Consider the following 25,752-nt stretch of genomic DNA (forward strand, 5'->3'; position numbering starts at 1 on the left):
GATGAACCTGACCGACCGGGTGGTGGTGATCACCGGGGGTGCGGGTGGCATCGGTGCCGCGCTGGCCCGCCGCTTCGCCGCCGAGGGGGCCGCCGCCGTCGTCCTGGCCGACCTCGACGCCCGGGCGACGGCAGCGGTGGCCGAGACCGTCGGCCCGGTCGCCCGGGCGGTCGCCGTCGACGCCGCCGACGAGGGCCAGGTCCGCGACCTGGTGGCCGACACCGAGCGACGGTACGGCCGGATCGACCTGTTCTGCGCCAACGCGGGCGTGGCCACCGGCGTCGGCATCGAGGCCCCCGACGCCGACTGGGAGCGGGCCTGGCGGGTCAACGTGCTGGCCCACGTGTACGCCGCCCGCGCCGTGCTGCCCGGCATGCTGGCCCGTGGTGGTGGCCACCTGCTGCACACCTGCTCGGCGGCCGGGGTGCTCACGGCGGTCGGCGACGCCCCGTACACGGCCACCAAACACGCGGCGGTCGGGCTGGCCGAGTGGTTGGCGATCACCTACCGGGACCAGGGCATCCGGGTCAGCGCCCTGTGCCCGCAGGGGGTGGACACCCCGATGCTCGCCGACGGGCTGGCCACCGGCCACCTGGCCGCCCGGGTGATCGCCGCCTCCGGCCCGGTGCTCACCCCCGACCAGGTCGCCGACGCGGCGGTCGCCGGGTTGGCCGAGGAGCGTTTCCTCATCCTGCCCCACCCGGAGGTCGCCGGGTACGCGCTGCGCCGCGCCGAGGACCCGGACGGTTGGCAGGCGGGCCTGCGCAAACTGGTCCGCCGGCTGCGGGCCGCCGGCCCGCCCCCGGCGTAGCCGCACCGGGGCCGCCGCTGCTCCCGCCGCAGGGGACCCGGCCGGCACCGGACCTGCCTGCGGGCGAGGGTCCGGGCGACCAGCTGCCGGGTGCCGAGGTGGGGCGCTCCCGGCGAGCGTGGCGGCCGGTCGACCGCGTGGGCGGGGTGCCGTGTCGGGCCGTCAGCGGGTCCACCGCAGCGGGCCGGGGTGTACCGACCAGAGCAACCGCCGCCAGCCGGGGCGGGCCGCCCGCAGCGCCGTCGCGTAGGCCACGGCGATGTCCCCGGCCCGGTCGGCCTGGGCGTCGGTCAGCGTGCCCGGGGCGAAGGCCGCCTGGTTGAGCAGCCCGGCCAACTCGGTCAGCCCCGGGTGCTCGGCGCGGGCGGTGTCCGGGCCGGGAGGGGAACCCCCGGCGCGGGCGGTGTCCTCGGCGAGGGCGTGCCCGGCCCGGTCGGCGACCTCGGTGGCGGACAGCTCCCCGCCGACCGGCCGTCCTGACAGCCGCAGCGCGTCGGTGGTGTGCCGCCACGCGCCACCGACCCGCGTCCCCGGGTCACCCCGGCTCAACCGGGCGCGGGTCAGCGCCCGACGACGCCAGGCCAGCACCCCGAGGGCCGCCCCGGGTAGCAGCAACCCGCCGGTACCGGCAGCCAGCAGCAACGGCGTCCGCCCGCCGGGCTGCTCGGTGCTGCGGCCCGGTTCGGCCACCGCCGCTGCGGTGGTCGGCGGGGTCGGGGTCGGTTCGGGCACCTCCGACGGCGGCGGGCTCTGCGGGGCCGGTCGGAAGTCCTCCTCGATCGGGCGGGGCGTGCTGTCGGGGCGGGGCCGGGGGTCGAACGGCACCCAACCCACCCCGGCGAAGAGCACCTCCGGCCAGGCGTACGCGTCGGCGGCCCGGACCGGCCCGTCCCCCCGGGCGGTGAACCCCACCACCACCCGGGTGGGCAGCCCGGTCAACCGGCCCAGCACCGCGAAGGCGGCGGCGAACTGCTCGGAGGTGCCCCGCTGGCCGCCGCCACCGCGCGGCCCGAACAGGAAGAACTCCAGATTCGGGTACGCGTGCCCGCTCGGCGCGTCCGCCACCAGCCGGTAGTGCTCGGCGAGGAACTGCTCCACGGCTGCCGCCCGCGCGTACGGTGCGCCGTTCTCCTCGGCCAGTTGGGCGGCGAGCCGGCGCAACGGCTCCGGTGCCCCGTCGGCGACCCGCAGCACCCGGGCCACCTCCGCACCGGCCGGTACGTCGGCGGTGCCGAGCAGGTTCGCCTCCGGCCGCTCCCGGGCCGAGGTGACCGTGTACGTCAACCCCGGCACCAGCCCCTCCGGTCGGATCAGCGTCCCGCTCTCCGGGTCGTACGCCACCCGCGCGCCGTCGACCGACCTGGGGGTGGCGACCGCAGGCAGCAGCCGGCCGGTCAACCCGGCCACGGTGATCTCCTGCCGGACGGTGTCCACCACCCCCGGCCCGGGGCTGCCCTCGGGCAGGACCCGCCCGGCGGTGCGGTAGGTCGCGCCGACCCGCCAGGTGACCCCGTCGTAGTCGCTGAGCACCGCCAACCGGATCGTGGTGGGCCCACCGTCCGGGGCCAGGGTCGACACGTCGAGCAGTTTGCGCTGCGGGTCCAACGCCCACCCGGAGATCCGGATCAGCGGGTTCTCGTCGAGCGACTCCACCCGGGGCGGTGGCACGAAGCGACGCGGATCCACCGGCCGGTGGTCGACCCACCCGGCCAGGACCGGACCGAGCAGGGCGGCCAGCCCGACCACCACCGCCACCCCGGCGGCGGAGACCGCAGTCGCCCTGACCCGTACCGTGACCCGCACCGCCGGTGGCAGCCCGACGGTCGGGTCCGGCCCGGGGGCGCGTGCGCCGGCCAGGGCGACCGCGACCAGCCCGGCGAAGGCCACCGTCGGCCAGATCGCCGGCCCCGCGTTGGGGCCGACCACGCAGACGGCCCCGACATAGAGCGACGTGGCCGGTAGGAAGCCGAGCAGCACCCGGCCGGCCCGCAGCGCCACCTCGGCGCCGGCCAGCCCGGCCAACCAGGCGGCGACCACCGGCACCAGCACCGTGTCCGGTGTCGGCTCGACCGGGATCATCGCGGTGAGCAACCGGGGCACCGCGTTACCGGCGGCGTCGGCGGCCACGTCGAGGAAACCGCCCGGCAGGTCGGCCCGGTCGGCGGCGAGCCGCACCGACCAGGCCGTCGCGCCGAACATGACGGCCACCGACAGCGGCGCCACCAGCCAGGACGGCAACCGGCGGGCGGCCACGCTGACCAGCACCGCGCCCAGGGCCGCGCCGCACACCAGCCGGATCAGCAGGTCACCGTCGTACACCCGGTTGAGCACCACCGCGGCCAGGCCGATGGCGGCGACCAGCGTCGTCGGCACCACGGCGGCCCGGAGCACCCGCCCGGTGACCCGTCCCGTCGCCCCGCCCCGCCCGTCGCCGGCCGGCCCGCCGTCGCCCACCACGCGGCCCGTTCCGTCGCCTACCGTTCCGTCGCCTACCGTTCCGTCGGCGGCCGGGCCGTCGCCGACCGGGCCGCTGCCGACCGTTCCGTCGGCGGCCGGGCCGTCGCCGTCGGCCACCGGGCGGTCCGCCCCGTCGGCGGCCGGGCCGCCGCTGTGTGCCTCCGGACGGTCCGGGCGGGGTCGGCGGGTGGGCCCGTCGTGCGGTCCGGTCACCGTCACCACCGGCGCACCGCGTCCCACGCGGCGGCGAACGCCACGCCGTCGACCGCGTCGAGCACCACCGGCCCGGCCGCGCTCGGCGTCGGCCCGGCCGCCCCCAGCACCCCCACCAGCACCGACGGGTACGCCCCCCGCAGCGCGCCCACCCGCCCCACGTCGTCGCGGCCACCGGGGCCGGTGAGGAAGACCAGGGTGTCGCCGGGGCGGTCCCCGCGCAGCCCGGTCAGCGTCGAACCCAGCACCCCGCCGTCGCGGTCACCGCCCACCGTGGGGCCGTCGGGCCCCCGGCCCGAGGGGTCGGTCAGGGTCACCGCGGCCAGCCGGTCCAGCGGCGGGTCAGCCGTCCGGTCGTCGGCCGGGTCCACCAGCAGCAGCACCACCGGCAGGTCCTGGCGGAACGCGGCCACCACCAGCGACGCCGCCGCCTCGCAGGCCGCCTCGAACGACCCGGCCGCCCCGCCGACCCGGTCCGGGTGGGCGGCCGACCGGTTGTCCAACAGCACCACGATCCGGGGCAGCGACGTGTCCACGTTCTCCCGCACCATCAACTCACCCACCCGGGCGCTGGTCCGCCAGTGCACCCGGCGCAACTCGTCGCCCACCACGTACTCGCGCAACGAGTCGAAGGTGATCGACCCGTGCGGCACCCCGTCCACCCGGCCGTCCAGGCTGCGCCCCGCCCCGGTCGGCACCGCCACCAACGGGTGCACCCGGGGATGCACCCGGACCACCGCCGCCGGCCCGTACGCCCGGGTCGCCGCGCACAGGCCCAGCGGGTCGCGGCGGGTCACCCGCAACGGGCCCACCGGCAGCACCCCGCGTCGACGGGTCGGCACGTCGTACCCGCAGGTGGTGTCCCGACCGGGGCGCAGGCGCAGCAACGGCACCGGCACCGGGCGGCCCGCGCAGCGGTCCTCGGCCAGCAGGCTGGTCACCCGCAACCGTCCGGTGTTGCGCACCGCCAGCGTCATCCGGGCCGGCTCGCCCACGGCCACCCGGTCCGGATCGGCCACCCGGTGCACCGTCAGCCGGGGGCTGCGGGCCGCGCCCAGCACCGCCTGCCCGACCGCCACCGCGCCCGCGGCCCCCAACACGGTCAGCTCCGGATAACCGAACCGCCACCCCGTGCCGAGCAGCGCGGCTGCGGCGACGAGCAGCCCGGTGCCCCGGGTGGTGAGTCCCATCCCGGTCCGGTCAGCCGTGCGTCGGGTTCGACTGGCCCGACGGCAGCGGCACCGGCACCGACGCCACCGCCTGACGCAGCACCTCGGCGGCGGTCACCCCGCGCACCTGCGCGTCGGCGGTGAGCAGCAGCCGGTGGGCGAAGACCGGCTCGACGAGCGCCTTCAGGTCCTCCGGCATGATCCACCCCCGGCCGTCGATCAGCGCGTACGCGCACGCCGCCCGGGTCAACGCGATCACCCCCCGGGGGCTGACCCCCACCCGGACCTGCGGGTGCTGGCGGGTCGCCGTGGCCAGCCGGACGGCGTACCCGTAGAGGGGTTCGGCGATGTGCACCCGGCGGGCCATCCGGACCATCTCCCCGACGGTCGCCGTGTCGGTGACCGGTTGCAGCGAGTCGGGGGAGCGGACCGTCGCCCCGCGTAGCACCTCCACCTCCACCGCTTCGTCGGGGTACCCCACCGACAGCTTCACCAGGAACCGGTCCAGCTGGGCCTCGGGCAGCCGGTACGTGCCGTCCATCTCCACCGGGTTCTGGGTGGCGACCACCAGGAACGGCTGCGGCACCGGGTGCCGGACCCCGTCCACCGTGACCGTCCGCTCCTCCATCACCTCCAGCAGCGCCGACTGGGTCTTGGGGGAGGCCCGGTTGATCTCGTCGGCGATGACGATGTTGGCGAACACCGGCCCCGGGTGGAACTCGAAACCCCGGGTGGCCTGGTTGAAGATCGTCACCCCGGAGACGTCCGAGGGCAGCAGGTCCGGGGTGAACTGGATACGCCGCCACTGGCCCTGCACCGTCGCCGCCACCGCCCGCGCCAGGGTGGTCTTGCCCACCCCCGGCACGTCCTCCAGCAGCACGTGCCCCTGGGCGAACAGTGCGGTCAACGCCAACCGCACCACCTCCGGCTTGCCCAGCACGACCGCGTTGACGTTCTCCGCCAGCCGGGCGGCCAGGGCGGCGAAACCCTGGACCTCCGGCTGGCTCAACGGTGCGGGAGTGTCGTTCACGACGGCGGGATGCTCCTCGGCTGCGGCGACGCTGGTCAACAGGTGGGCAGCACGGCGATGTCGTCACCGCCGGCCAGGTTGAGCCAGGCCCAGGGAATGTAGTTGCGGCCCTGGTAGTCGACCCGGACCCACCAGGTGGACTGCTTCTGGTCGTTGTAGATCCAGGAGTCGACGTTCTCGCCCTGCCGCCGACAGTACGCCCGCAGCCGGGTGCCCGGCTTCGCCCAACCGACCTGTTTGTCGTTGTCCTGCCGGGGCACCGAGAAGACCTCGTTGCCGTTGCGACCGTCCACCTCGCGGTCGCAGTAGGTGCGTTGGTCGCCGTCCGGCCCGTTGACGCAGGTCGCCACCCCGTAGAGCGGGTCGGTGCCCTGCGCCCGGGTGGCCGTGCCCCGGCCGGCGGCGTTGCTGGCCGTGACCGTCACCGTGTACGCCGTACCCGGGGTCAGGCCGGTCACCCGCAGGCTGGCGCAGCTGCCCGTGGCGCTCTTCCCCCCGGTGGCGGCGGTGCAGGTCGGCTCCCCGCCACCGGCGTCCACGGTGAACGTCACCGTCACCGACGTCGCCTCCGCCGAGGAACCGGTCACCGTCACCCGGGGCACCGCCACCGTCCGCGCGGTCGCGGTGACCTCCGGCCCCGGTCCGGCCTCGTTGACCGCCTTCACCCGGACCATCACGTTCTGCCCGTCGTCCAGCCCGCTGACCGTCGTGGCGGTGTCGGTCACCTCGCTGGTCCGCCCGCCCACGTCGACCTGGTAGCGGCTCACCGGCCGGCCGTTCGCCGCCGCCGGGGACCACCGCACCGCGATCGTGCCCGGCCGGTCGGCCACCGTGGCCGCCCGCAGGTCCACCGGCTGCCCCGGAGCGGCGAACGGCACCACAGTGGCACTGATCGGGGAGGCCGCCGAGGCGGCACCCCGGTCGTTGACCGAGGTCACCGTGAACGCGTACTGCGTGCCGTACGTCAACTCGCCGGCCGGCACCACCAGCTCCGTACGGCGCGACTCGCCGACCGGGGCGTTCGCGCCGGCCGAGGTCGCGGTGACCACGTACCGGGCGATGCGGTTGCCCTGCCCGTCGGCGGCCGGCCACCGCACCAGCACGGTCCCGTCGGCGCGGGCCTGCGCGGTGACCTCGGTCGGCGGGTCGGGCACCGCCGACGTCGGGGTCACCGGGTTGCTGCGCCGGGCGGGGCCGTCGCCCTTCGCGTTCACCGCGTGCACCGAGAACGTGTACGTCGCGCCGTTGGTCAGTTCGGTGATCTCCACGGCCCGCTGGTTCGCCCCCACCTCGTGACGTTGGCCGGCGCCCTCCACCACGTACCGCAGGACGGCCGCACCGTTCGCGGCGGCCGGTCGCCAGGCGACCCGGGCCCGCGCGTCACCGGCGGTGGCGGTGACCTGCCGGGGCGCACCGGGCTTGCCCACCCGTGGTTTCGGCGGCGGAGGCGGCGGGGGCGGGTCCGGCGGCGGGTCCCCGCCCAGCACGTCGTTGGCGTACTTGTCGACGGTGCGCACCCGGTGCGCGTCGTCGACCACCCGGGCGGTGGCCGCACCGGGGGCGTTGATGAACAGGTGGTTCTCCCGCACCTCCAGCTCCCACGGGCCGGCGGCCCGGCCGGGGCGGATGGTCTCCACCAGCCGCCCGTCGCCGTCGAAGGCGTAGACCGCGCCGGTGACCCCGTCGGCGCAGTAGAACCGGCCGGCCCAGGCGACGGCCGGCCCGACCCGGTCGCCGCTGCCCGGCACGACGAACCGGGTGACCACCCGGCCGTCACCGACCGCGAGCACCCGCCGGTCACCGCCGATCGTCACCGGCACCACCGGGCCGCTGGTCCGCGCCGGCACCGCGCCACCCGCGGCGTCCCCGAGCACGGTACGCCGGGTCTGCCCGGCCCGGACCGTCACCAACGTGCCGGTGGTCCGATCCAGCACCGCCACCCCGTCGTCCAGCGTGGACAGGGCCAACTCGTGGTTCGGTTCGGCCACCGGACGGGTCTCCACCCGTTGCGGACCCCGACCGTCGGCCGCCCCCGACACCGGGCCGGACGGCAGCGCGGCGGGGGTGACCGCTGCGACGGTGCCCTCCGTCGGTACCGCGATCCACAGCCGGCCCCGACCGTCGAACGCGCCGGCCGTGATGCCCGGCGGAAAGAGCACCGGCTCACCCACCGGCACCAGCGAACGGGGGTCGAGTTGGCGTACCACCCCCCGCACCGCGTCCACCACGAACGCGGCGTCGTCGTGCAGCACCACGTTGACGCCGAGACCCGGTGTGGTGGGGGTGGTCGCGGTGATCTGGAGGGTGGCCAGGTCGAGCGCGCTGACCTGACCGGTCTCCAGGTCCCGCAGGATCAGCAACCGGTCGGTCTGGGTGACCTGCACCTGATGCTGCCGGGCCCCGGGGACCTCCTTGCGGGTGTCCACCCGGGCGGTGATCCCGTTGACCCGGGCCAACTCGCCGCGGGTGCTGCTCCACAACCAACTGCTGGCGTCGAAGCTGGCCAACGCGTCCTCGGCGGCACCCCGGCCGAGCAGGGTGAGCCCCAACGCCGCCACCAACGCGGTCACCGTGCCGACCGTGACCAGCCCACCGCGTAACCGGGAACGTCGGCGGGACGTGCCGGCGTCGGCGCTCGGGGCGTCGTCGATGCTGGCCACAGCGGGCTGCCCTCCGTCCGGTGGCCCGGGGCGGCGTGCCGGGTGCCGGACGCCCGCGCCTGAACCGTGGGCCATCATAGGGGCCACTCCGGGACGACGAAACCCGTACCGTTCCGATTCGGACACCCAGCGTGCCGGGATGCCGGGGTGACGTGCCGTCGCGGTGCCGGTCGCCGTCGCCCGGTCAGCCGCTCGGCGACGGTCGGACCCGGTCGGTGCAGACCTGACCGGAGGTGGCGAACGCGTCCGTCGAGTAGACCGCCAGCACCGTGAAGCAGTAGTTCACCTCGGCGTTCAGCCCGTTGACCGTGAAGCTGGTCTGTCCGGGGTCGACGGTGGCCATCACCCCGAGCGCCCGACCGGTGCGTCCACCCGCGACCATGAACGGCACCGACCCGTTGCTCGGATCGGACCAGGTGACCGTGATGGTGGCGGCGTCGTCGCGCAACTTCAGGTCGGCCGGGGGCGGCCCCGCCGTCTCCCTGGGCGCGGCGCCGGTCGACCGCTGCGGCCCGTCCGCGTCCCGGCTCAGGGTCACCGCCCCGATCGTGCCTCCGACGGCCAGCACCACCACCCCGACCACCACGGCCACCGTCCGGCCCCGCCGTCGCGGGCGTCCGTCCCGTGCCGGGTACGACGGCGTCAGCTCCGGATAACCCGTCTCCTCCACCTCCGGCGGTACGCCCCGGTCGGTGCCACGTCCACCGTCGTACCCGGCTGACGAACCGGGGCCGGTCGGTGCACCCGCCTGTGCCGGTGCCTGCGGCCCGGACTGCGGGACCACCTGCCGCGTCGGCCCGGGGACGGTCGGTGGCCCGAGTTCCTGCACACTGTCCGCCGCCGGTGGGGATGCCGGTGCCGCTGGCGGTGACGGCGGTGCCGCTGGTGGCGGTGGCGGTGATGCCGGTGGCGGTGGCGGTGGCGGTTCGAAGCCCCGCCCGGTTGCCGGTGCCGACGGTGCGCCGGGGGTTGGTCCCGTGTCGGGTGGCCGTACGGCGGTCCGTGCCGTCGTCGATGGCGGCTGGGGAACCTGCTCGGTCATCGGAGCCAGCGGCAGGGTGAGCGACCGCCCCGATGCCACGTCGCCCCAGTTCGGGCCGTCGGCGGGGGCATCGTCGTCCTCGTCTGGTCCGCCGAGACCTGCGGGGTGCCCGGCGGTCCAGGCCGGGACGGGCGTGCCCCCGGCGGAGCCCCGCGAATCGGGGGCATCGGCCGGGACGGCATCCCGCCCGGCCTGCGGTGGCGACGACGGCGGTACCGCTGCCGGCGGGGTGACCGTGGCCGGCGGGGTGACCGTGGCCGGCGGCGGTGCGGCTGCGGGTGGGGGCGACGCGGGACCTGGTGCCGTCCGTGGTGGTACCGGTGGTGAGGAGTGCGCCGACGCCGGCGGGAGATCCGCAGGGGAGGGCACGGTCGCTGTCGGCGGTGGCTGGGCTGCGAAGCCGGGCCCCGCCGTGGACGCCGGACCTGTCGTGTGGTCGACGGCTGGGGTGGGTGCCGGGTCGGGTGGGGCGGCGGAGGCAGACCCGCGTGCCGTGTCGTCGGCTGCGGTTACCGTCGGGGCCTGGCCGGTGTCGCTGTGTGGTTCCGCCAGCAGAGGGCCGATCTGCTGGACCCGTACCGTCGGCCGGTCCCAACCCGGCGCGGACGGGGTCGCGGCGGCGCCCGGTGCGGGTGGAGCTGCCGGAGCCGCCACCGAGTCGGCTGCCGCCACCGAGTCGGCTGCCACGGCGGAGCCGGGTGCCGCGGCCGGGTTCGCCACCGGTGCGTGGGCGGGTGCAGAGCCCGACGTGGTGCGGTCCCCGGTCGGGGCTGGCCCGGGCCGCTGCTCCGTGGGGCGGCGGGACGTGGAGACGTCGACGGGCCCGGTCGGCTGTTCCGGTGTGCCGGCCGATGGCCCGCCGGGCGGCTCGGCCCGGGTGGGCGGCTCGGCGGCGGGGAGGGGGCGTACCGACCCGGCGATGGTGGTCACGGGTGCAATGGCGGTCGGCTGGCCGTGCCGGATGGGTGCCCCGGCCGGTGGCACGGTCGGCTGGCCGGGGTCGGTGGGCGGCCCGGCGGGGATGGGGACCGGCTGCCCGTGGTGGGCCGGTGGACCGGGTGGCATCGTGGCCGGCGGCCCAGGGTGCGGTACGGCCAGGGGAGCAGCCGGTTGGGCGGGCTCTCCCGGCGGGACCGGTGACGACGGGTGGGGCGGCCGCTGGAGGCGCGGGGGCGCCCAGGGCGACGTCGGCGGTGCACCACCGGAGACCGGATCGGGGGACGACGGGTGCCGTTGCGGTGGTGCCGCCGCCGCGATGGCGTCCGGCCCCGGGTGGGCGGCGGGTGGCGGGCCCGGCGGTGCCGCCGGTGGCCCCGACTGCGGTGCAGGGGAGGCCGGGTGCGGCCGGGGGGCGGGGGAGGCCGGGTGGGGGCGGGGTGCGCCGGGCCGGTGGGTGGGCTGGACCCCGTACATCTGCCGGGGCAGTGGGACCCGGGGCTCGGTGTCCGGGGCGGGGCCCGGCCGTGGTGCCGTCGGGCGTACCGGCTGGCCGGCAGGGGCGGGCTGGCCCGAGGAGGGTGCTGGTCCAGCCGGGGCCGGTGGGCCCGGGGCGGCGGGGGTGGGGGGCGCGGAGACAGGATGGGGCGACGGTGGCGCAGACTCGGGCCGGGGCGTCGGGGTGGGCCGGTATCCCTGGTGGGGGGCCGCCGCCGGGGCGTACCCGGGAGGTGCCGATGGCGGAGCCGCCGGGGGGACGGCCGGTGGCGCGGGGGAGGGCGGCTGCGGTTGACCCCCGGGGATGCCGAGATACTGACGGGCGGTGCGTACGGCGGGATGCTGCTCGCCGAGCGCGGCGGGTCCGGCGGTGGCGACGCGGGTGTAGTTGCGGCGGGCCTCGTGCCGGTTGCCCAACTCCTCGGCGACCCCGGCCAGATCGAAGGCCAGGGCGAGCATCAACGGGTCGGCTGGACTCCACCGCCGCTCGCCGGCCGCGTAGGCCTCCTCCAACACCCGCCGGGCGGCGGCCGGTTCGTCGGCCTCCCGGTGCAACCTCGCGAGCAGGTGCGCGGTGCCCATGATCTCCGGGTGGTCCTCACCGTACGCGGGACGGGCCGAGGCGATCGCGTCGGTGAGTAACCGGCGGGCCTCCGACAGGTCACCGGCGGAACGCAGGGCGAGGGCCCGGCGCTGGACTGCGGCGAGGGGTGAGGGTGCGGACACGCCAGCAATGCTGCCGTCTGAGCGGGTCCGGACGCTACCCACCCGCCACAGCCGCGTTCTGAGCTGCGATGATCCGGCTCCCGCCGGTGGGTCGGGCGGCGATGTGCATGATCCATACGGGCCGTGTACAGTAATGCCCCGTGCGGCCCGCCAGGGCGGCTGACCGGGGTGAAAGCCGCCGGGGCCGACGCGGTAGGCTGAACGAGCAGGTCCGGGTGGCGGAATGGCAGACGCGCTAGCTTGAGGTGCTAGTGCCCGTATAGGGCGTGGGGGTTCAAGTCCCCCCTCGGACACACTTTTGCAGCATCCCTGCTGTCTACGACGTACTGGTGGTCAAGCGCGCTTGACCACACCATTCTGATCTCCGTGTCGACGTCGGCCGGTCCCGCTTCGGGCGGGGGTGGTCGGCGTGGCTGACGTTGTGGTCGCTCCTGTCGTCCCGCCGGTTGTGCTGGCGGGCCGGGGCAAACCGGGTGGTCGGTCTGACGGGGGTCTTCGTCGTCGGCCGTTGCCGCTTGCGGATCTTCCTTCTCCTCGTGTCGGCACTCTGGTCTATGGGGTCGCGGCGCTGGATGCCAGTGGTCGGATCGCCGACAGTGGGGTCGTTCGGGCGCTCGGTTGGGTGCCGGGTACCCGGCTGCACATCCATGAGGGTGCCGGTCTGGTGGTGTTCCGTGCGGATCGGCAGGGTGTGTTCACGGTGGCCGGTCAGGGTCATCTGCGGCTGCCGGCGGCGGTGCGGCAGTGGTGCGGGTTGACGGCGGGCGACCGGGTGCTGCTGGCGGCCTGTCCTGCGGATGAGTTGTTGGTGGTGCACCCTCCGGCGGCCGTGGACGCGATGGTCGTCCCCGTGCACGCTGCTGTCCTGGGTGGTGGTCGGCCGTGACTGATGGTGCGGTGGGGCGGGCGGAGCTGGACGCGGCCCGGTTGTTGTTGGCGCGGATGGGGATCTCGCCGGCTGATCTGGTGGAGGCGGCGGCGGTGCGGCCGGTGGCGCCGACGTTCGCGGAGTACGTGCCGGTGGTGTCGGCGGCGGTGACCGCGGGCACGCGGCGGGCGTACGGGTCGTACTGGAAGCGGGTGGTGGAGCACTGGGGGCAGCGGCGGTTGGATGAGCCGTGCCCGTCAGAGATCGAGTGGCTGGCGGAGTACGTCAAGACGCATGTGGTGGCGCGTCGCAATGCGCGGGGTGGGCGGAGTGCGGCGGAGCATCTGATCGCGGCGTTGCGGTGTCTGTACAAGCGGGCGGTGGCGGACGGGTTCATCGCGGCGGCGGACAATCCGGCGCTGAAGGTGGCCAAGCCGCGGCGGTTGGCGAGCACCAGGCGGGCGGTGGCCGATGCCCGGTTGGCGGAGATCAACGCGGTCGCGGCGGGTACGGGTGATGATCCGGTGTTGGACAGCCTGTTGTTGCGGTTGCACACCGAGACGGCGTGCCGGCGGGGTGGGGCGTTGGCGTTGCGTCCGGTGGATCTGGATCCGGACCAGTGTCTGATCCTGTTGCGGGAGAAGGGCGACACGGTGCGGTGGCAGCCGGTCTCGCCGACGCTGATGCGGCATCTGCAGCGGCACGCGGAGGAGCGTCATGCTCCGGCGCGGGGCCAGTTGCTGCGGTATCGCAACGGGCAGCCGATCACGTACCGGCGGTACGACCATCTGTGGGTGCGGATCGGTGAGCATCTGCCGTGGGTGTGGGTGCAGCAGATCAGCACCCACTGGTTGCGGCACACGACGTTGACGTGGGTGGAGCGGAACTTCGGCTACGCGGTGGCCCGTGCCTACGCCGGTCATGCCGACAGTGGCGGTGATGCCGGTACGACCACCACGTATGTCCGGGCGAGTCTGCAGGAGGTCGCCGCCGCGTTGGCGGCCCTGACGAACGAGTCCCATCCCCTGGCATGAGTGTCAGCAGTGGGCGTGTGGGGCCTGTTCTGCGGTCCTGAACGCCGCGGTTGCGCGGACATCGCCGGGCAGAGATGGCGAGCGGGGGTGCGGTGGTCACCGAAGGGCACGGACGTCGTGGTGATCCCGTACCCCGCATGGGCGGGAAGCAGCCCGCAACCGGGAAACTGGCGTGCCTGCTGCCGGACCACTCGCGCGGGCGCCTTGAAGAAGGCGGCGGCCAACGCTACCAGGCGAAATGGCTACCGCAATTTCGTGGTACGGGCGGCGCAATGGGACCGGACATCGTGAAGAACCTCGCGAGTCTCGGTAGCCGCGAGCCGAATGTAGTCGAGAATTCGATGGCGAAACGTAAAGATGCTGACATGATCCAGAAGCGACGCGATGGTCGACAGCGCCAGCGCGCGGTGCGGCAGCAGATCCGCTGGTCGGTCGTCGACGCTGCCTTGGCGCCGTTCACTGCGGCGTCCTTGCGCGCGGTCCTCGGTGCGGCGATGGACGCGCCCGGCGCGGCACCGTGGGCGGCGCACCTTGCCCCGTTGTGGCTCCGGAGCCTGCGTCGGCCGCCTCGCGGCGACGTCATCGCCGCCGCTGAGCATGTGGATCAGCTCGCCGCAGCCGCGTTGCATGCCTTGCCGGACCGGCCAGTAATGGCATTACGGCTGCCGAATGATCCTCGCCGTCGCGTCGGCTTCAACGTCGGTGCTCGCCGCTGGCGCGTCCACCCCGGCGATCACGAGCACCCCACGCTGACGCTGCGACGCCTGGCTGTGACCGCCCGAGCAGTCGACGAGGACGTCCTTCAGACCTTTGGGTTCAGTTTCACCGACGCCATGGAGGTTATTCTCGCCTACAGCCACCGATCGATAGCGCGCCTCGCGCTGTCCTGGCCGGAGTCCGGGCAGGACAGTGTTGGGACGGTGTCGATACCGGTGATCAGCGCTGCGCAGATCGAAGCAGCCGCCGAGGTGCAGGCACTTGCGCCCGCCGAGATCACGCAGCAATGCAGCAACCCGCAACGCGCTGCGGCGGCACTCGCGTGGTTAACCTGCGACGCCCACAAGGTGCAGGTCCGGGTGTCGGCGTTCACCCCGCCGCTGGGAGCGGTGCTTTTCGTCCGTAGCGCGCAGGCCACGATCGGGGTCCCGACGACTCTGACACTGGATGCGCTGATCGCCGCTGGTGAGGCGATCCTGCGCCGCGCTGGCAGTCGACCTCTGGCACGGCATCGGATTCAAGCGCTGACCCTGGTGCATGCCACCGACCTCTTCTCGAGGAGGGTTGTGGACCGGTCCACGGAACTCCCGTCGCCGGGGATACCCTTCGTAGCGGGGCCACGGACGTTGTTCACGGTCACCAGCGCGCTTACCCCGCCCACCCTGAGCGAGGCCCTCGACGAGGCGGCCGGCCGGCTCCGCGAGTACGCAAACGGTCGCCAGGACCGGACCGACGCGGACACGGTGAAGGTGGTGGTATTCGGCGGGCCGCTGTCGCTCGGATTCCAAGCCGTGACCGACTCGGTCCTCGTCCACGTCGACGAGCTGGTGGAAATCCTTGCCGATACCGGCGGCGACTGGAGCACCGTGGAACACTTTCTCGAGGACCTCGGCCGTCATAACGGCTTCGAGCGGGTCGAGTTCGTCGATCTGCTCGACGTGTGGGCGGCGTGGCGGCGGCACGGCCGGCTCGGTCCCGTTCCGGCCGAGCACGGCACGGTCCTCCATGTGGTTCCCGATAATCATGACGTCACCTGGGACAACGCCGCCGCTTGGGAACCCGTCGACGCGGTCCTGACCGCGGTCGGGATGCCCCCGCACCACGATTGGCCGGTAGGCCGCCTCATACCGCCAGTCGGCGCGGACCTGTTCACCAAGTCGGACGCCGACATGGCTATAGTCGGGGTCGATCCGCCGGTCATCATCCAGCTCGATGCCTCCGACGGACAGGCGTTCGGCTTGGATCCGGACACGATGTTCGGGATGGCCGACGGCATCCGCCACAGCCTGTCCGGTCACCCGGATACTGCTGGGCATGCACGCCTTGCCGATGGTGTCCCGCTGCGGATCGTCCTGCGGCTCATTGGCAACGGCCCCAGCGGGAGCGAGAACGATCCTTGGGTCCGCGTCGCTTTCGCACCCAAGCATGCCGTGGTGGAGATCGGGTTCGGCGTGGGCGTGCTGGAGGAGTTTCTCGGCGATGGTAGGACCGGACACCACACTGTGGGAGCCGCCCTGCACGAGATCATCCGCCAAGTTCGCGTCGAGCGCGGCGAAAGCTCGGGCCCGTCAGCGGAGGTCTTCCTGCATGGATGGGAGACGACTGGCCCGATCATCACGTTCTTCATCCGCGCCGAAAGCCTGCCGCGGATGGCGCCCGTCGACACACTGCCTCGAACTGAGGCCGTGCGAGCGCGTGCTCTGCACCGCGTTTTTGACCTCATCCACCATCAGAGAATCGCGGGAACCTTCACGGGTGAAGAGGCTCACGAGCTGTGCCAGCACCAGCTAATTCCTACCATCGAACAGCAGCTGAGCGATCAGCTCACCAGCGTCGAACCCGGCCTGCTACGCCAGTTGGCGATCCGGCTCAACGCAGTGCACGCCAGCCACTTCCAGCTCACTCGCCAGGTCGCGTACGCGCTTACCCGCCCGTGGGCAGGCAACTGGCATCACCTGGCCCGCGACAATGAGGCCATGATGAGCGTCCGCGCAGCGGAAATCCTCTTCGAGTTCGCGCTGGCGCAGCGGCCCTGCGGTGAACGTCGCGCCGACGCGATGGCCGCCGCCGAACTCACAGCCCTGACTGAATTTCTGCTCACCGTGACCAGCCTCGACCACAGCTACGAACTGCAGTTGCACGACCTGCGCATCGACGTCTTGGCAGACGGAACGTTCGCCGTCCAGGCAACAGACGATCCCGAAGGTGACCGACAACTACCGGGCGTCGACATCGAGGCATACCACCAAGCCCTGCGGGACGAGGAAATCGCCGCCGGCACCCGCGCACCGGCGCCCATCCCATCTGCAATCCCGGACGAGATCAGTAGGCCACCGTTTCGAGACAACCACCGGACGCCTGTCGACTACCGCCCGACCCGTGATGACCTGCCGCCCTCCCTGCGCACGGTCGACGATCACCTCGCCGCAAGCGTGGACGCTGTCCATGCCGTCCTTGGTGTCGCCGTGGACTGGCCGACCGACGACGACGGCATCGCGGTCACCAGCGTCACGGATCTCATCACTGAAGCGTTCTCCTGGTCGGGACTTCCCGAGGAGCAGATCCGGGCCGCACTCGACACCCTCACGCTCAACCCAGACGCTCTGCCGGGGTTGCGGGACCGTAAATACCTCGAGGTCGAGCGCCGCGAAAGCCGGATCCCGCTTCGACCACTACCTCTCATCGACCAGGAGGTATGGATCATGCCCTGGGTCGCCCTCGCAACACAGCGACTGCACGCCGCATACTTCGGTAGTTCTCGTCTTCCCTATCCCGATGCCTCGGTCGCCCCGCAGGCCACGCAAGCGATGGGGATGCACCGAAACGCGTCCAACATCGCGTTGGAGCACGAGGTTCGAGCGATCGTCGACTCTCTGGGGTTCCCGCACCGCTTCCAATTCACCCAGAACCAACTAACTGAGGCGGGCATCGCTGGCCCTGTCGGCGAGATTGACCTTCTCATCGCCGATCCGGCCACGCGGCGGCTGTGGCTCTGCGAGGTCAAGGACCCGATCGCCGCCTTTAGCCCGGTGACCTTGCGCGTGCACGTCGGCAAGTTTTTGCGGCCCCGATCGGGCCATGTCGCCAAGCTACTCAAGAAGGCGGAGCAGCTCAGGCAGTATCCGAGCGAGGCTGCGGCAGCATGCGGAGTGGACGGAGACGGTGCCTGGAGGGTCGTTCCGCTGATGGTCACCAGAAGAGTCGAGCCCGCCGCCTACGCCACTGCGCCGCAAGTCGCTTTCGCACTGCCACACCAGCTCGACGCGACGCTCGCTAGCCCCCGCGACCCCCAGCCCGGGCCGCGCCCCTGACAAGCTCTACGGTGACGGGCTCCACCATGCGACGTAGTGGGCGCCTGCCGATCGATATGCTCCCGTGCGACTTGCCCTGGATCCAACCGAACAGACCGTTTCCGTATGAGGCGATCCGCCAGCCGCCAAACCTGAGGCAGACGACTTGCCGTCGGTGTCCTTGAAACGCCCGTGGCTCCTACCCTCGCGGGCGACGTCACCGGCAGAACGGGACCGGAGCCGGGTGCGACGATACGACGGAGAAGACCCGGACGGCGACGAGCGTGACACCACCGGGCGAGGCCCGGCTACCATCCAAGAGCCGGATAACCGTGGACCGCGTTGTCGGGTGCCTGCCTATCCGCTCAATGCTCTTCATGATCGCTGCGCCTTCAGTAGCTGGGCGTACGGACCGGGGCGAGGCTGATCAGGCCGCAGCCGTACGCTCTGCTATGGCCGATGCCTTGCCGCACTGCCTCTCGAAAGGTATCCGCGTCCGTGACGATCAGGTGCCCCTCGAACCGAACTGGCTCGATGGTGACTGGTCCTCGGTCGCCGGGGCGGAGCTGTCCGGTCTGGGTGAGGCACGGCGAGGGCGACACGTCCGGCTGTCCGTTGTACGCGGTTGGCACCACGAAGCCGTGCTGCCCGCCCTTGCGGATCAGCCACTCGATCTGCTCTTCGGGCTTGCGTCGGGCGATCCGCTTGCCGCGTGGTCGTTTGCCTTCCTCAGCGGGTGGCCTGTCCTGGCCCGCTTGGTGGATGATGCTGCGGGTTGGGTTGCCGACCAGCCGAAATGCGAAACGTCGTCCGGGAGTGATGGCGTCGAGTAGTGGTTGCAGGCTGCGCGTCTGGGGCGGTTCGAGGAGGTAGTCGCCTGACAGGCGACTCCAGTCAGGTTTGACCCTGCTCTGAACGTATTGGGTAAAACCACGATGGACGCTGTCGAGTCGCCATAGGACGGACTTCGCCTGCCGGGCCGGAGTGTCATCGGGTAGGTCGGGGTACCCGGACATTACCGTTCGGTGCATCTGCCGGAGGTCGGCGTGGTCTCGGCGGAAGTCGCGCGAGTACACGTTGACCGTGAGCTTGCTCAGGTACACGAGGTTTCCTTCGCGATGGTGATCAGTTCGTCGGTTAGCGATACGGTTCCGGTCCGGACCGTGCGCGCGGTGTACCGGCGGTCGTGCGACGCGAACGACAAAGGAACGTCCATCCGCAGCTCGGCAGCGGGATCCGTCGGACAGCAGTCGACTACGGTCCGCAACGGAGTCCGGCCCGCGTTCCTCAGCTCGGCAGCCCGGACTTCGGTCCGGTTCTCCAGCCACGGATGGGTGGTGAGGGCTTCCTCCAGGGACTGGTCGGTAAGTCCGAGGCCGGTATCGGCCTCCTCATGACGGCCGTTGGTGACCAGTGGCCGGGCCGGCGGGAAGGCCCGGCGGCCGAGGAACAGCGGCCAGACCGGGGCCCGTAGGGCGTCCTGGATCTGGGCGAGCCGGGCGGAGTCCTGGCCTTCGAGCACGACCAGGTAGATCGCGTCGGCGAGGTAGTACCGGTGGCTGAGGGCCGTGCGGTGCCCGCTGCCCGTTGTCGTCGGCACGTTCTGGGTGACGTGGTAGTCCCGTTCCAGGATGCCCTCCCGGTCGACCCGGACACCCATCCGCAGGTTGGCCAGCTCGAGGAGGGACGACGCGTCGTCGCGGGGTATGCCGAGAGCGGCGGCGAGCAGGCCGACTACCCCGGACTTGGTGGGTTCCCGACCGGTGTCGCGGATGTTGTTGCGGGATCGGGTGCCCCAGGACTGCATAGGCGCGTCGAGGCAGAGTGCGAGGGAGTGGATCGGCACGGCCCTCACACCTTCGTCGCGGCCAGCACCCGGGACACTAGTTCGTGCCGGCTGGGTGCTACCTCCCGGGCGTCAAGGCCGGTCACGTCCGCGCTGATCGAAGCGGCGACCACCGCCCGCAGGTCGTCCTCGCCGTAGAACCGGCGGAGGCGGTTGAAATGGCCGAACAACTCCTGCGTCGAGGTCACCATCAGGTCGTGGCCGGTGACCGGCTTGAGGAACGCGTTGGCCAGGTTCCAGGCGCCCTTGTCCCGGACCACCACCAGGAGGGTCTCGGGCGGGGTCAGCGCCGCCGTGGAGTTCTGCTTGCCGCTCGGTACGGCATCGATGAACGCCTCCAGCCAGGCCCGGGTCGCCCGTGCCACCAGGTCGGTGTCACCGCGCAGGTTGGTGCCGAGCTGGTCGAGGTGCAGGTTGGCGTACCGGTAGTAGCACGCGGAGTTGAAGTCGACCGTGCCGATCATGTCGGCACCGGACTCGTCCTGCGGCTGGAGGTCGTCGACGGCAGTGTAGTAGTCGTACTCGTTGACCACGGCGTGGGTCGAGATCGCGTGGGCGACCTGGGACGAGGCGTTGACGTTGAAGTCCTTGTTGTCGGCGATCATCCGCCCAAAGAGCGCGACGTCGACGACCCGGCTGGCGTCGAGGATTCGACCTGCCGCTTCCAGCGTCTGCTTGTCCGGCTTGATCTTGCTCTTTTTCTCGTCGGCGGCGTCCGTCTTCTTCTTCTCGGCTGCCTTGGCGCGCGCTGCCGCGTCGGCGGCGAGCCGGTTCCAGTCCCGGTCGCAGTAGTCGGCGAGGAGTTCCACCGCCTGGTTACCGACGAAGAGCAGGTACTCGGTGAGTGTGTTCCGCCGCTTGTCGAGGCCGAAGCCGAGGGCCAGCAGCGCCGATGAGGCGACCCCGACAGACTCGTCGTAGTCCCGTCCTCGCTCTTCCTTGAGCATGAGGGCGGTCTTGTCCACCAGCCGTTTGGTGCGCACCCCGGTCTCGGTAGCCGCCAGCCCGTAGCGCTGGAAGAGCAGACGTGCGGCCCGCTTGAGGGACTGGCTGGAGATGCGACCGCGCACCTGGCCGCCGAACGTGGCGGTCTTCGGCTGGCCCACGTCATCCCGGTTCAGGTTGCTGACCGGGAAGGACTGCAGCAGGTGCAATTCGATGATCATGGTTCTCCTGGCTAGGCGTCAACCGGTTCGGCAGGGACATCCTCTGCCGGTTCTGGATCGGTACTGGAGATGACCTTTGGCGTACGCTTCGGCCGGTGGTAGTCCCGCGCCCAGCGCAGCCGGACACGGTGGGTCTCTTCGGCGGAACCCTGCATGTCGACCAGGTCGGTGAGCATGCGGTGAAAGTCGATGGCGACGTCACCTGAGCGCAGAAGCTGGACGGCCTGCCGCAGGTAGTGCGGCAGCGCGGCCTCGTCGACAGAGAGCAGCTGGGTGAACCGCCGGGCTGCCGAGGGTCGCTTCTCGACAAGGTCACGCATGGCAGTGCCGAGCGACCTTCCCCGAACGGTGTTCCCGTGCGGGTGTAGCGCGAAGAGTCCGGCAATCAACAACCACACCCTTTGCTCCCGCTCCGGTGGCTCATAAGGAAAGACGACGTCGTACGCCTCGGCTTCCTGCTGGCCACCGGAGAAGGAACGCCGTAGTCGGGCCAGAGATCGCCGGGCGTCGCCAGACCTGCGCGGATTGTCCGAGGTGACGGCGTAGTGCAGCCCGTAGAGGCCACGCACGAAGGCATCGCGCCGCTGGGCCACGGTCGTGCTGGGGTCCATGATGTGCTGTCCTCCTACTCGATGTAGCCGGCGAGGTGACCACGACAGGCATTGATCTCGCCGTTCAACTGGTCGATGAACTGGCCATAGCACTGGCCGGCGACCTCCAGGTTGCGGCCCTGTCGCGGAGAGCCCTCCGCCCAACGCACCGCGGCCTCGGTGGCAATCCGCCGTACCTCGCGGTCCCAGCCCCGGGCGGCGGGCACCGGGCTGGTCCCCGATTCGAGCGCTCGGGCCAGCGCCTCCAGAAGCGCATCGAACGGACGAGACAACAGCGGCCAGTACGCTAGGTCGAGTCCGTGCGCGGCGGGAGCCTTGAACTGCGCCCGGTGCTCCCGATCCATCTGATTCAGCGCACTGCCGATGAGGTTGGCCAACTCGATGCTGCGCCCGATCACCGGCCCCGCGACCGGGTGGTCAGCGCGCAGCAGCGCGACGGGCATGGCGACAGTCTCCTCCAGGGACTGCTGCACGACTGATCCCTTGCTGTCGAGCTGCTGCCCAAAGACCCGCAGGGTGTATACCGCGTGGCGAGGTATCACCCCGTCCATGACCATTCGGGCGACATGGTCGAGGGTCAGCGGTCGTTGCCAGTGTCTTTCCTCCGACCCGATCGGAGCAAGGAGAAGTTCCTGGCTGAACCGCCAAATCCCGCGGTGTTCCTGGAGCCGTAACGGGTACCAGGGGCCATACGTGGGTTTGGTGGACCTGCCCTTGGTTGTACGTCCCTTCTTGCTCTTCGAGCGTCGGTGGGCCGCCATCCACTCCTGGTCCTGCGGCTCGCCGGCGAGTCTGGTGCCGGGAGTGATCACGACCCGGTCGACGTACGTGCTGCCATCGATCTGTCGAGGCACCAGCCATACCCGGCGAGCCGGCCAGGTGAGCAGGTCGGTCCAGCCCTCGGGGTGCCGTTGATCCGGCTCGGGGCCAGGTGGGGCGGCCTCCCACGCCGGCCGGTCGTCCACGCCGGTGCTCCTGGGCGTCTCGTCGTCGGGGCAGTACGGCATGAGGTTCAGCAGCAGCGTCTCCTTGAGAGTGCCGCCTTCGACCAGCACCATCCCCATCGCGTTGGCTGGCGCAGCCTGGGATGCCTTGTCTTTGCGGTACGGGGTCTTCATCCCGCCCGGGTCGTACGCCTGGAGGGTCACCAGCCACCGGGCCGCCTCGGCGGGTGTCAGACGCACCTCGGCCGATGCGGTCGTGTGGTCGAACAGCGTCGTGTTGTTGCCGACGGCTCGGTGCGGCACGAGTTTCGCCGCGCTGGAGGCGGCGACCCCCGCCACCGCCGGGCACTGGAGGAACGGCCGCTCGGCATCGAACAGCTCGAAGCGGTCGGCGAGCACCTTCGGGGTGGGCAGCCGTTCCGCCCGCCACAACTCCGCCCACTCCACCTCGCTGGCCGGCCCGTACGCCCGGTGCATGAAGGCTAGGACGAGCCGGTGCAGCGCCGCCGTCATCGGTGGCGTCTGGCCCAGGATGCGCCGGAGGAGATGGGCGTCGGTCAACAGCTCGACGAGGTCGAGTTCGTCCCGGGTGCCGTCCATCCGCACCACCGGCAGCCATGGCTGCTCGGTCAGGTTGAAACGCACTGGGTTCACCCGTCCTGATCGTCGTGTTCGAGGTCCGTCTCCGGGCCACTGATCCGAAGGCCGGCGCTGTCGGAGTAGCGCACCGACAAGCTGCCGAGGGCACCGATTCCGTTCCGCACAACGACCGGCCGGGAGTCGACGAGCCAGGGTGATGCGGCGAAGACCGCCGGGACCGGGATCACGCGCAGGGTATCGAGCACCACCGACAGGTTTCCCTCGCCGGCGGCTACCCGGACCGTGGAGTCGAGCAACTCCGACAGCGACTCCGGGTGGGGCGGCTTCGTATCGGCAAGATCGACGGGAATCTGGCCCGTCACCGGTACTGTCCGACCGTTCTCGTCCCGGAGCACGACCACGTCGATCCAGTCGTCCAGCGGCCAGCTTTCGCCCTGGTCATGCACTGCGGGGGCCCCGTCCGTCCGGCTTGCGGGTCTGGCCGGTGAAGCGCGGATGTGCGGTGAGTTCCATCAACGCGCGAGGATGGGTGGGGGGTGGCAGAAAGCGTCCCGCCGCGTTCTTCCGGTCGTCGTTCTGCGCTTTCTCCAGCTTGGCCTGGGCGAGTTGCCACCGTGCTTCCCACCCCGAGGGGTACGCGATCCCGTCCGGGTCCGAATAGACCGCGTCGACCAGTTCCGGAACCTCGTCCGGCATCCGCAGCTCTCGCCGCTCGCGCAGCAACGCCCAGGTACGCAGCAGGACGACGTCCTGGTAGATGTGCGTGGTGTACGCCGGCCAGACCGGACCGGATACCTTTTCGGTCACGCCGACGAGGGCGAGGGTCGGCGGCGAGCCCGGATCTGCCTGGCGGAACCGGTGCAGCCGCCCGGCGCGCTGGATCAGGCTGTCGACGGGGGCCACATCGCTGGCCATCGCGTCGAAGTCCAGGTCCAGACTCTGCTCCAGCACCTGGGTTCCGACGACGACGTAGCCGCCTGCGGGAGCGCGGGTGCCTTCCGGGCCGAACAGTTCCCGAAGCTCCTGCTCGACCTGGGCGCGTACCGCCGCCGGGAGTTGGCCGGTGAGCGACACGATCCGCGGCCGCGCACCCGGGGGCAGCGCGGACACCGCCTTTTCGAGCAGTTCAACGGTATGGTCGACCCGCCGTACGAGGTTGTGCACGACCGCCACCCCACGACCGCCAGCCGCCTGCGCCAACACCCACCCGGTCAGCTCCTGGTCAGCGACCTGCACCAGACCGACCCGTCGGCCGACGTTGGTGCTGGACGCCGCCGCCTGTGCGACCTCGGGAACCCCCTGGCCGTCCAGCCAGACCGCGTGCGGATAGTGCAGTTCGGGCAACGACAGCTCCACCTCGTTCGGGCGGGACCGCCGGGCACCGGCGTACCAATGCCGGAGCAGTTCCTCCCTGCGCACCCGGGGCAGGGTTGCCGACAGCAGGATCACTGGCACCCCGAGCCGGCCCATCCACCACAGGATCCGGTCCAGGATCGTCGACATGTACACCTGGTAACCGTGCACTTCATCGATCACAAGTACCCGGTTGGAGAGTCCGACCAGGGGCACCGGCGCCCAGGGAGAACGGATTCCGCCCTGTAGCACCCGGTCGATGGTGCCCACAGCCAGCGGGGCGAGGAGCGCCCTGAGTTTGGTGAACCACTCCCGTGCGCCCTGCTCCTGGCCGCCGGCTGGGTCGTCGATGCCGACGTCCTCCGGGGTGACCGGCTCGATCCGCGCAGCCTGCGCCCGCCGGTCGGCCAGGTGTTCAGCGGCCGTGCCGTGCAGGAGCTTGACCGAGAGCGCTGGGTCGATGCCCGCTACCAACGGGTCGACCTCGTCGAACATCTGGTTGCTGGTGGCCCTGGTGGGCATGGCGATGAAAAATCCGGCCAGCCTCAGTCGATGCACCAGCCCGACGGTGCTCTGGAGAGCGAGGCGGGTCTTACCCTCGCCGGTGGGCGCTTCGACGATCAGAATTCCCGGCCGGGTCTTGGTAGCCATCAACTGCTCGACGGCCCGTTGCAGGGGTCTGGGCTGCTGACCGAACAGATGGTCGAAGCTCACGTCGTCCGGTGGCATCCACCCGGACCACCCGAGGCGATCGACGACCTGGTCCCGTGCGCGGCCCCGGGCGGTTCGGAGGTACTCCGTCAGTTCGACGCTGCTGCCCGCGTGGGTAGCCTTGTGGATCGAGCCGGAAGCGATCCAATCGCTCACCGTAGTCAGGCCGGCGAGGGTGACTGCACCGCCGGTCCCGATAGTCACCTCCGACCACGCAACGGTACGCGGATCGAGCAGCCCCAACAGTTCCGCCGTACGGCAGAACAACTCCTCAGCCCACCGCGCCCACCGGTCGCCGCCGTGGTCAACAACTGCCGATTCGACGTTGCGCAGCGCCTCGTCCGAGAAGAAGCTGCCGTGATGCCCACCGAGAGCCTGTGCCAACGTCCGGACCGTCTCTGGCTTCGCGCCCCAGCTACTCAACAAACGGCGTAGGTGATAGGCCGTCAGGAGACCATGAAAGGTGTCAGTTCGACGACCACCCACCCGAATCCGGCTCAACCGGTCAGCCTGCATCGCAGCTTGTGGCGGTAGGAACTTAGCCGCGACGTCAGCCCGTAACGCCTGGAAGGCCGGTGAGAGTTTTCCGAGATCATGCAGACCGCAGAGCAGTCCGACCCAGGTATTGGCTGGGCCGCCGAGCGGATCGAAAGCGGCGCTAAGTTCTGTGCGGCAGGTAGAGCTGAGTAGTCGATCAAACAACAGTTCGGCGACGGCGGCGGTATCGACTGTGTGGCAGATCAGAGGGTGTGGAACGGTCTCTTCACCTTGCTTGGCGCTACCCGCCTTACCCCAGAAGATCCTTACATCGACTCGCTCATCACCCGAAGGGCCAACGGCCACGCTGATCCGCCCAACATCTGTTGCCCACGCATTGTCTGTGCACGCCATGGAGCGTCCGCTAGCCACTTGAGCGCGCGAAGGTACGAGGATGTGTCCCAAGAAGTGTCTGCACAAGTCACCTGTCGGGAAGGCGTCATAAGAGCGCGATTCGCATGCCAGGGTGCACTGCCTACCCTGTGGCGGCGGTGTACCTTCCGATCCGTGGCTCGTCGCCGGAGTCATCTCTC

The 25,752-nt window shown here is 71.6% G+C and carries 16 protein-coding genes, 1 tRNA gene and 1 pseudogene; 5 read left to right on the plus strand and 13 right to left on the minus strand.

Annotation, left to right across the window (positions count from 1 at the left end):
- Position 1: 1 nt before the first annotated feature.
- Complete coding sequence (locus JQN83_RS26075; RefSeq protein ID WP_208569792.1) at positions 2-811, plus strand: SDR family oxidoreductase; 810 nt, start codon at positions 2-4, stop codon at positions 809-811.
- A gap of 162 nt (positions 812-973) precedes the next feature.
- Here the strand turns inward: JQN83_RS26075 and JQN83_RS26080 are convergent, their stop codons facing one another.
- From JQN83_RS26080 to JQN83_RS34460, 6 genes and pseudogenes are all read right to left on the minus strand, one after another.
- Positions 974-3,265 carry a transglutaminaseTgpA domain-containing protein gene (locus JQN83_RS26080; RefSeq protein WP_372444139.1) on the minus strand — a complete coding sequence of 764 codons (2,292 nt, stop codon included), beginning with the start codon at positions 3,263-3,265 and terminating at the stop codon, positions 974-976.
- A gap of 218 nt (positions 3,266-3,483) precedes the next feature.
- Positions 3,484-4,671: a DUF58 domain-containing protein gene (locus tag JQN83_RS26085; RefSeq protein WP_208569793.1), complete on the minus strand. Its 1,188-nt coding sequence runs from the start codon at positions 4,669-4,671 to the stop codon at positions 3,484-3,486.
- A 10-nt stretch (positions 4,672-4,681) separates the two neighbouring features.
- Positions 4,682-5,680 (minus strand): AAA family ATPase, encoded by a 999-nt coding sequence (locus tag JQN83_RS26090; RefSeq protein WP_208569794.1) that lies wholly within the window; start codon positions 5,678-5,680, stop codon positions 4,682-4,684.
- Positions 5,681-5,715: 35 nt separating this feature from the next.
- Entirely contained in the window at positions 5,716-8,340 is a 2,625-nt protein-coding gene (locus JQN83_RS26095; protein ID WP_208569795.1) for a fibronectin type III domain-containing protein, read from the minus strand.
- Between the two features lie 184 nt (positions 8,341-8,524).
- Positions 8,525-9,169, minus strand: coding sequence for a fibronectin type III domain-containing protein (locus JQN83_RS34240; protein WP_208569847.1), 645 nt, complete (start codon positions 9,167-9,169; stop codon positions 8,525-8,527).
- Positions 9,170-11,071: 1,902 nt separating this feature from the next.
- Positions 11,072-11,542, minus strand: a pseudogene (locus JQN83_RS34460) (tetratricopeptide repeat protein); the annotation flags it as partial.
- A gap of 209 nt (positions 11,543-11,751) precedes the next feature.
- Here JQN83_RS34460 and JQN83_RS26110 point away from each other — a divergent pair.
- The 4 genes from JQN83_RS26110 (at position 11,752) to JQN83_RS26125 (ending at position 17,472) form a co-directional block, all read left to right on the plus strand.
- Positions 11,752-11,835: transfer RNA gene (locus tag JQN83_RS26110), tRNA-Leu, on the plus strand.
- 116 nt (positions 11,836-11,951) lie between these two features.
- Positions 11,952-12,428, plus strand: coding sequence for a hypothetical protein (locus tag JQN83_RS33425; protein ID WP_244253241.1), 477 nt, complete (start codon positions 11,952-11,954; stop codon positions 12,426-12,428).
- Positions 12,425-13,444, plus strand: coding sequence for a tyrosine-type recombinase/integrase (locus tag JQN83_RS26120; RefSeq protein ID WP_307799729.1), 1,020 nt, complete (start codon positions 12,425-12,427; stop codon positions 13,442-13,444). Before JQN83_RS33425 ends, JQN83_RS26120 begins: the two co-directional genes overlap by 4 nt.
- Before the next feature lie 137 nt (positions 13,445-13,581).
- Positions 13,582-17,472 (plus strand): hypothetical protein, encoded by a 3,891-nt coding sequence (locus tag JQN83_RS26125; RefSeq protein WP_208569796.1) that lies wholly within the window; start codon positions 13,582-13,584, stop codon positions 17,470-17,472.
- Between the two features lie 371 nt (positions 17,473-17,843).
- Here the strand turns inward: JQN83_RS26125 and cas6e are convergent, their stop codons facing one another.
- From cas6e to cas3, 7 genes are read right to left on the minus strand one after another with little or no spacing between them, the layout of a single operon-like run.
- Entirely contained in the window at positions 17,844-18,554 is a 711-nt protein-coding gene (gene cas6e / locus JQN83_RS26130; RefSeq protein ID WP_208569797.1) for a type I-E CRISPR-associated protein Cas6/Cse3/CasE, read from the minus strand.
- Positions 18,545-19,297, minus strand: a complete 753-nt coding sequence (cas5e, locus tag JQN83_RS26135) for a type I-E CRISPR-associated protein Cas5/CasD (protein WP_208569798.1) — start codon at positions 19,295-19,297, stop codon at positions 18,545-18,547. Before cas5e ends, cas6e begins: the two co-directional genes overlap by 10 nt.
- Positions 19,298-19,302: 5 nt before the next feature.
- The gene (gene cas7e, locus JQN83_RS26140; RefSeq protein ID WP_208569799.1) at positions 19,303-20,463 is read right to left on the minus strand and encodes a type I-E CRISPR-associated protein Cas7/Cse4/CasC; all 1,161 of its coding nucleotides are present in this window, start codon (positions 20,461-20,463) and stop codon (positions 19,303-19,305) included.
- A gap of 11 nt (positions 20,464-20,474) precedes the next feature.
- Positions 20,475-21,074: a type I-E CRISPR-associated protein Cse2/CasB gene (gene casB, locus JQN83_RS26145; RefSeq protein WP_208569800.1), complete on the minus strand. Its 600-nt coding sequence runs from the start codon at positions 21,072-21,074 to the stop codon at positions 20,475-20,477.
- A 14-nt stretch (positions 21,075-21,088) separates the two neighbouring features.
- Complete coding sequence (gene casA, locus JQN83_RS26150) at positions 21,089-22,672, minus strand: type I-E CRISPR-associated protein Cse1/CasA (protein ID WP_208569801.1); 1,584 nt, start codon at positions 22,670-22,672, stop codon at positions 21,089-21,091.
- Entirely contained in the window at positions 22,669-23,064 is a 396-nt protein-coding gene (locus JQN83_RS26155) for a hypothetical protein (RefSeq protein ID WP_208569802.1), read from the minus strand. Before JQN83_RS26155 ends, casA begins: the two co-directional genes overlap by 4 nt.
- Positions 23,057-25,573 carry a CRISPR-associated helicase Cas3' gene (cas3, locus tag JQN83_RS26160; RefSeq protein WP_208569803.1) on the minus strand — a complete coding sequence of 839 codons (2,517 nt, stop codon included), beginning with the start codon at positions 25,571-25,573 and terminating at the stop codon, positions 23,057-23,059. Before cas3 ends, JQN83_RS26155 begins: the two co-directional genes overlap by 8 nt.
- Between the last annotated feature and the right edge of the window lie 179 nt (positions 25,574-25,752).

It is taken from the genome of Micromonospora antibiotica, from assembly GCF_017599305.1.
GTDB lineage: Bacteria > Actinomycetota > Actinomycetes > Mycobacteriales > Micromonosporaceae > Micromonospora > Micromonospora antibiotica.

Bases quoted from the DNA above. Each gene is read 5' to 3' on its own strand.
- JQN83_RS26075 (WP_208569792.1), top strand. From the start codon at position 2: ATGAACCTGACCGACCGGGTGGTGGTGATCACCGGGGGTGCGGGTGGC.
- JQN83_RS26085 (WP_208569793.1), bottom strand. From the start codon at position 4,671: ATGGGACTCACCACCCGGGGCACCGGGCTGCTCGTCGCCGCAGCCGCG.
- JQN83_RS26125 (WP_208569796.1), top strand. From the start codon at position 13,582: ATGGGCGGGAAGCAGCCCGCAACCGGGAAACTGGCGTGCCTGCTGCCG.
- cas7e (WP_208569799.1), bottom strand. From the start codon at position 20,463: ATGATCATCGAATTGCACCTGCTGCAGTCCTTCCCGGTCAGCAACCTG.
- casB (WP_208569800.1), bottom strand. From the start codon at position 21,074: ATGGACCCCAGCACGACCGTGGCCCAGCGGCGCGATGCCTTCGTGCGT.
- cas3 (WP_208569803.1), bottom strand. From the start codon at position 25,573: ATGGCGTGCACAGACAATGCGTGGGCAACAGATGTTGGGCGGATCAGC.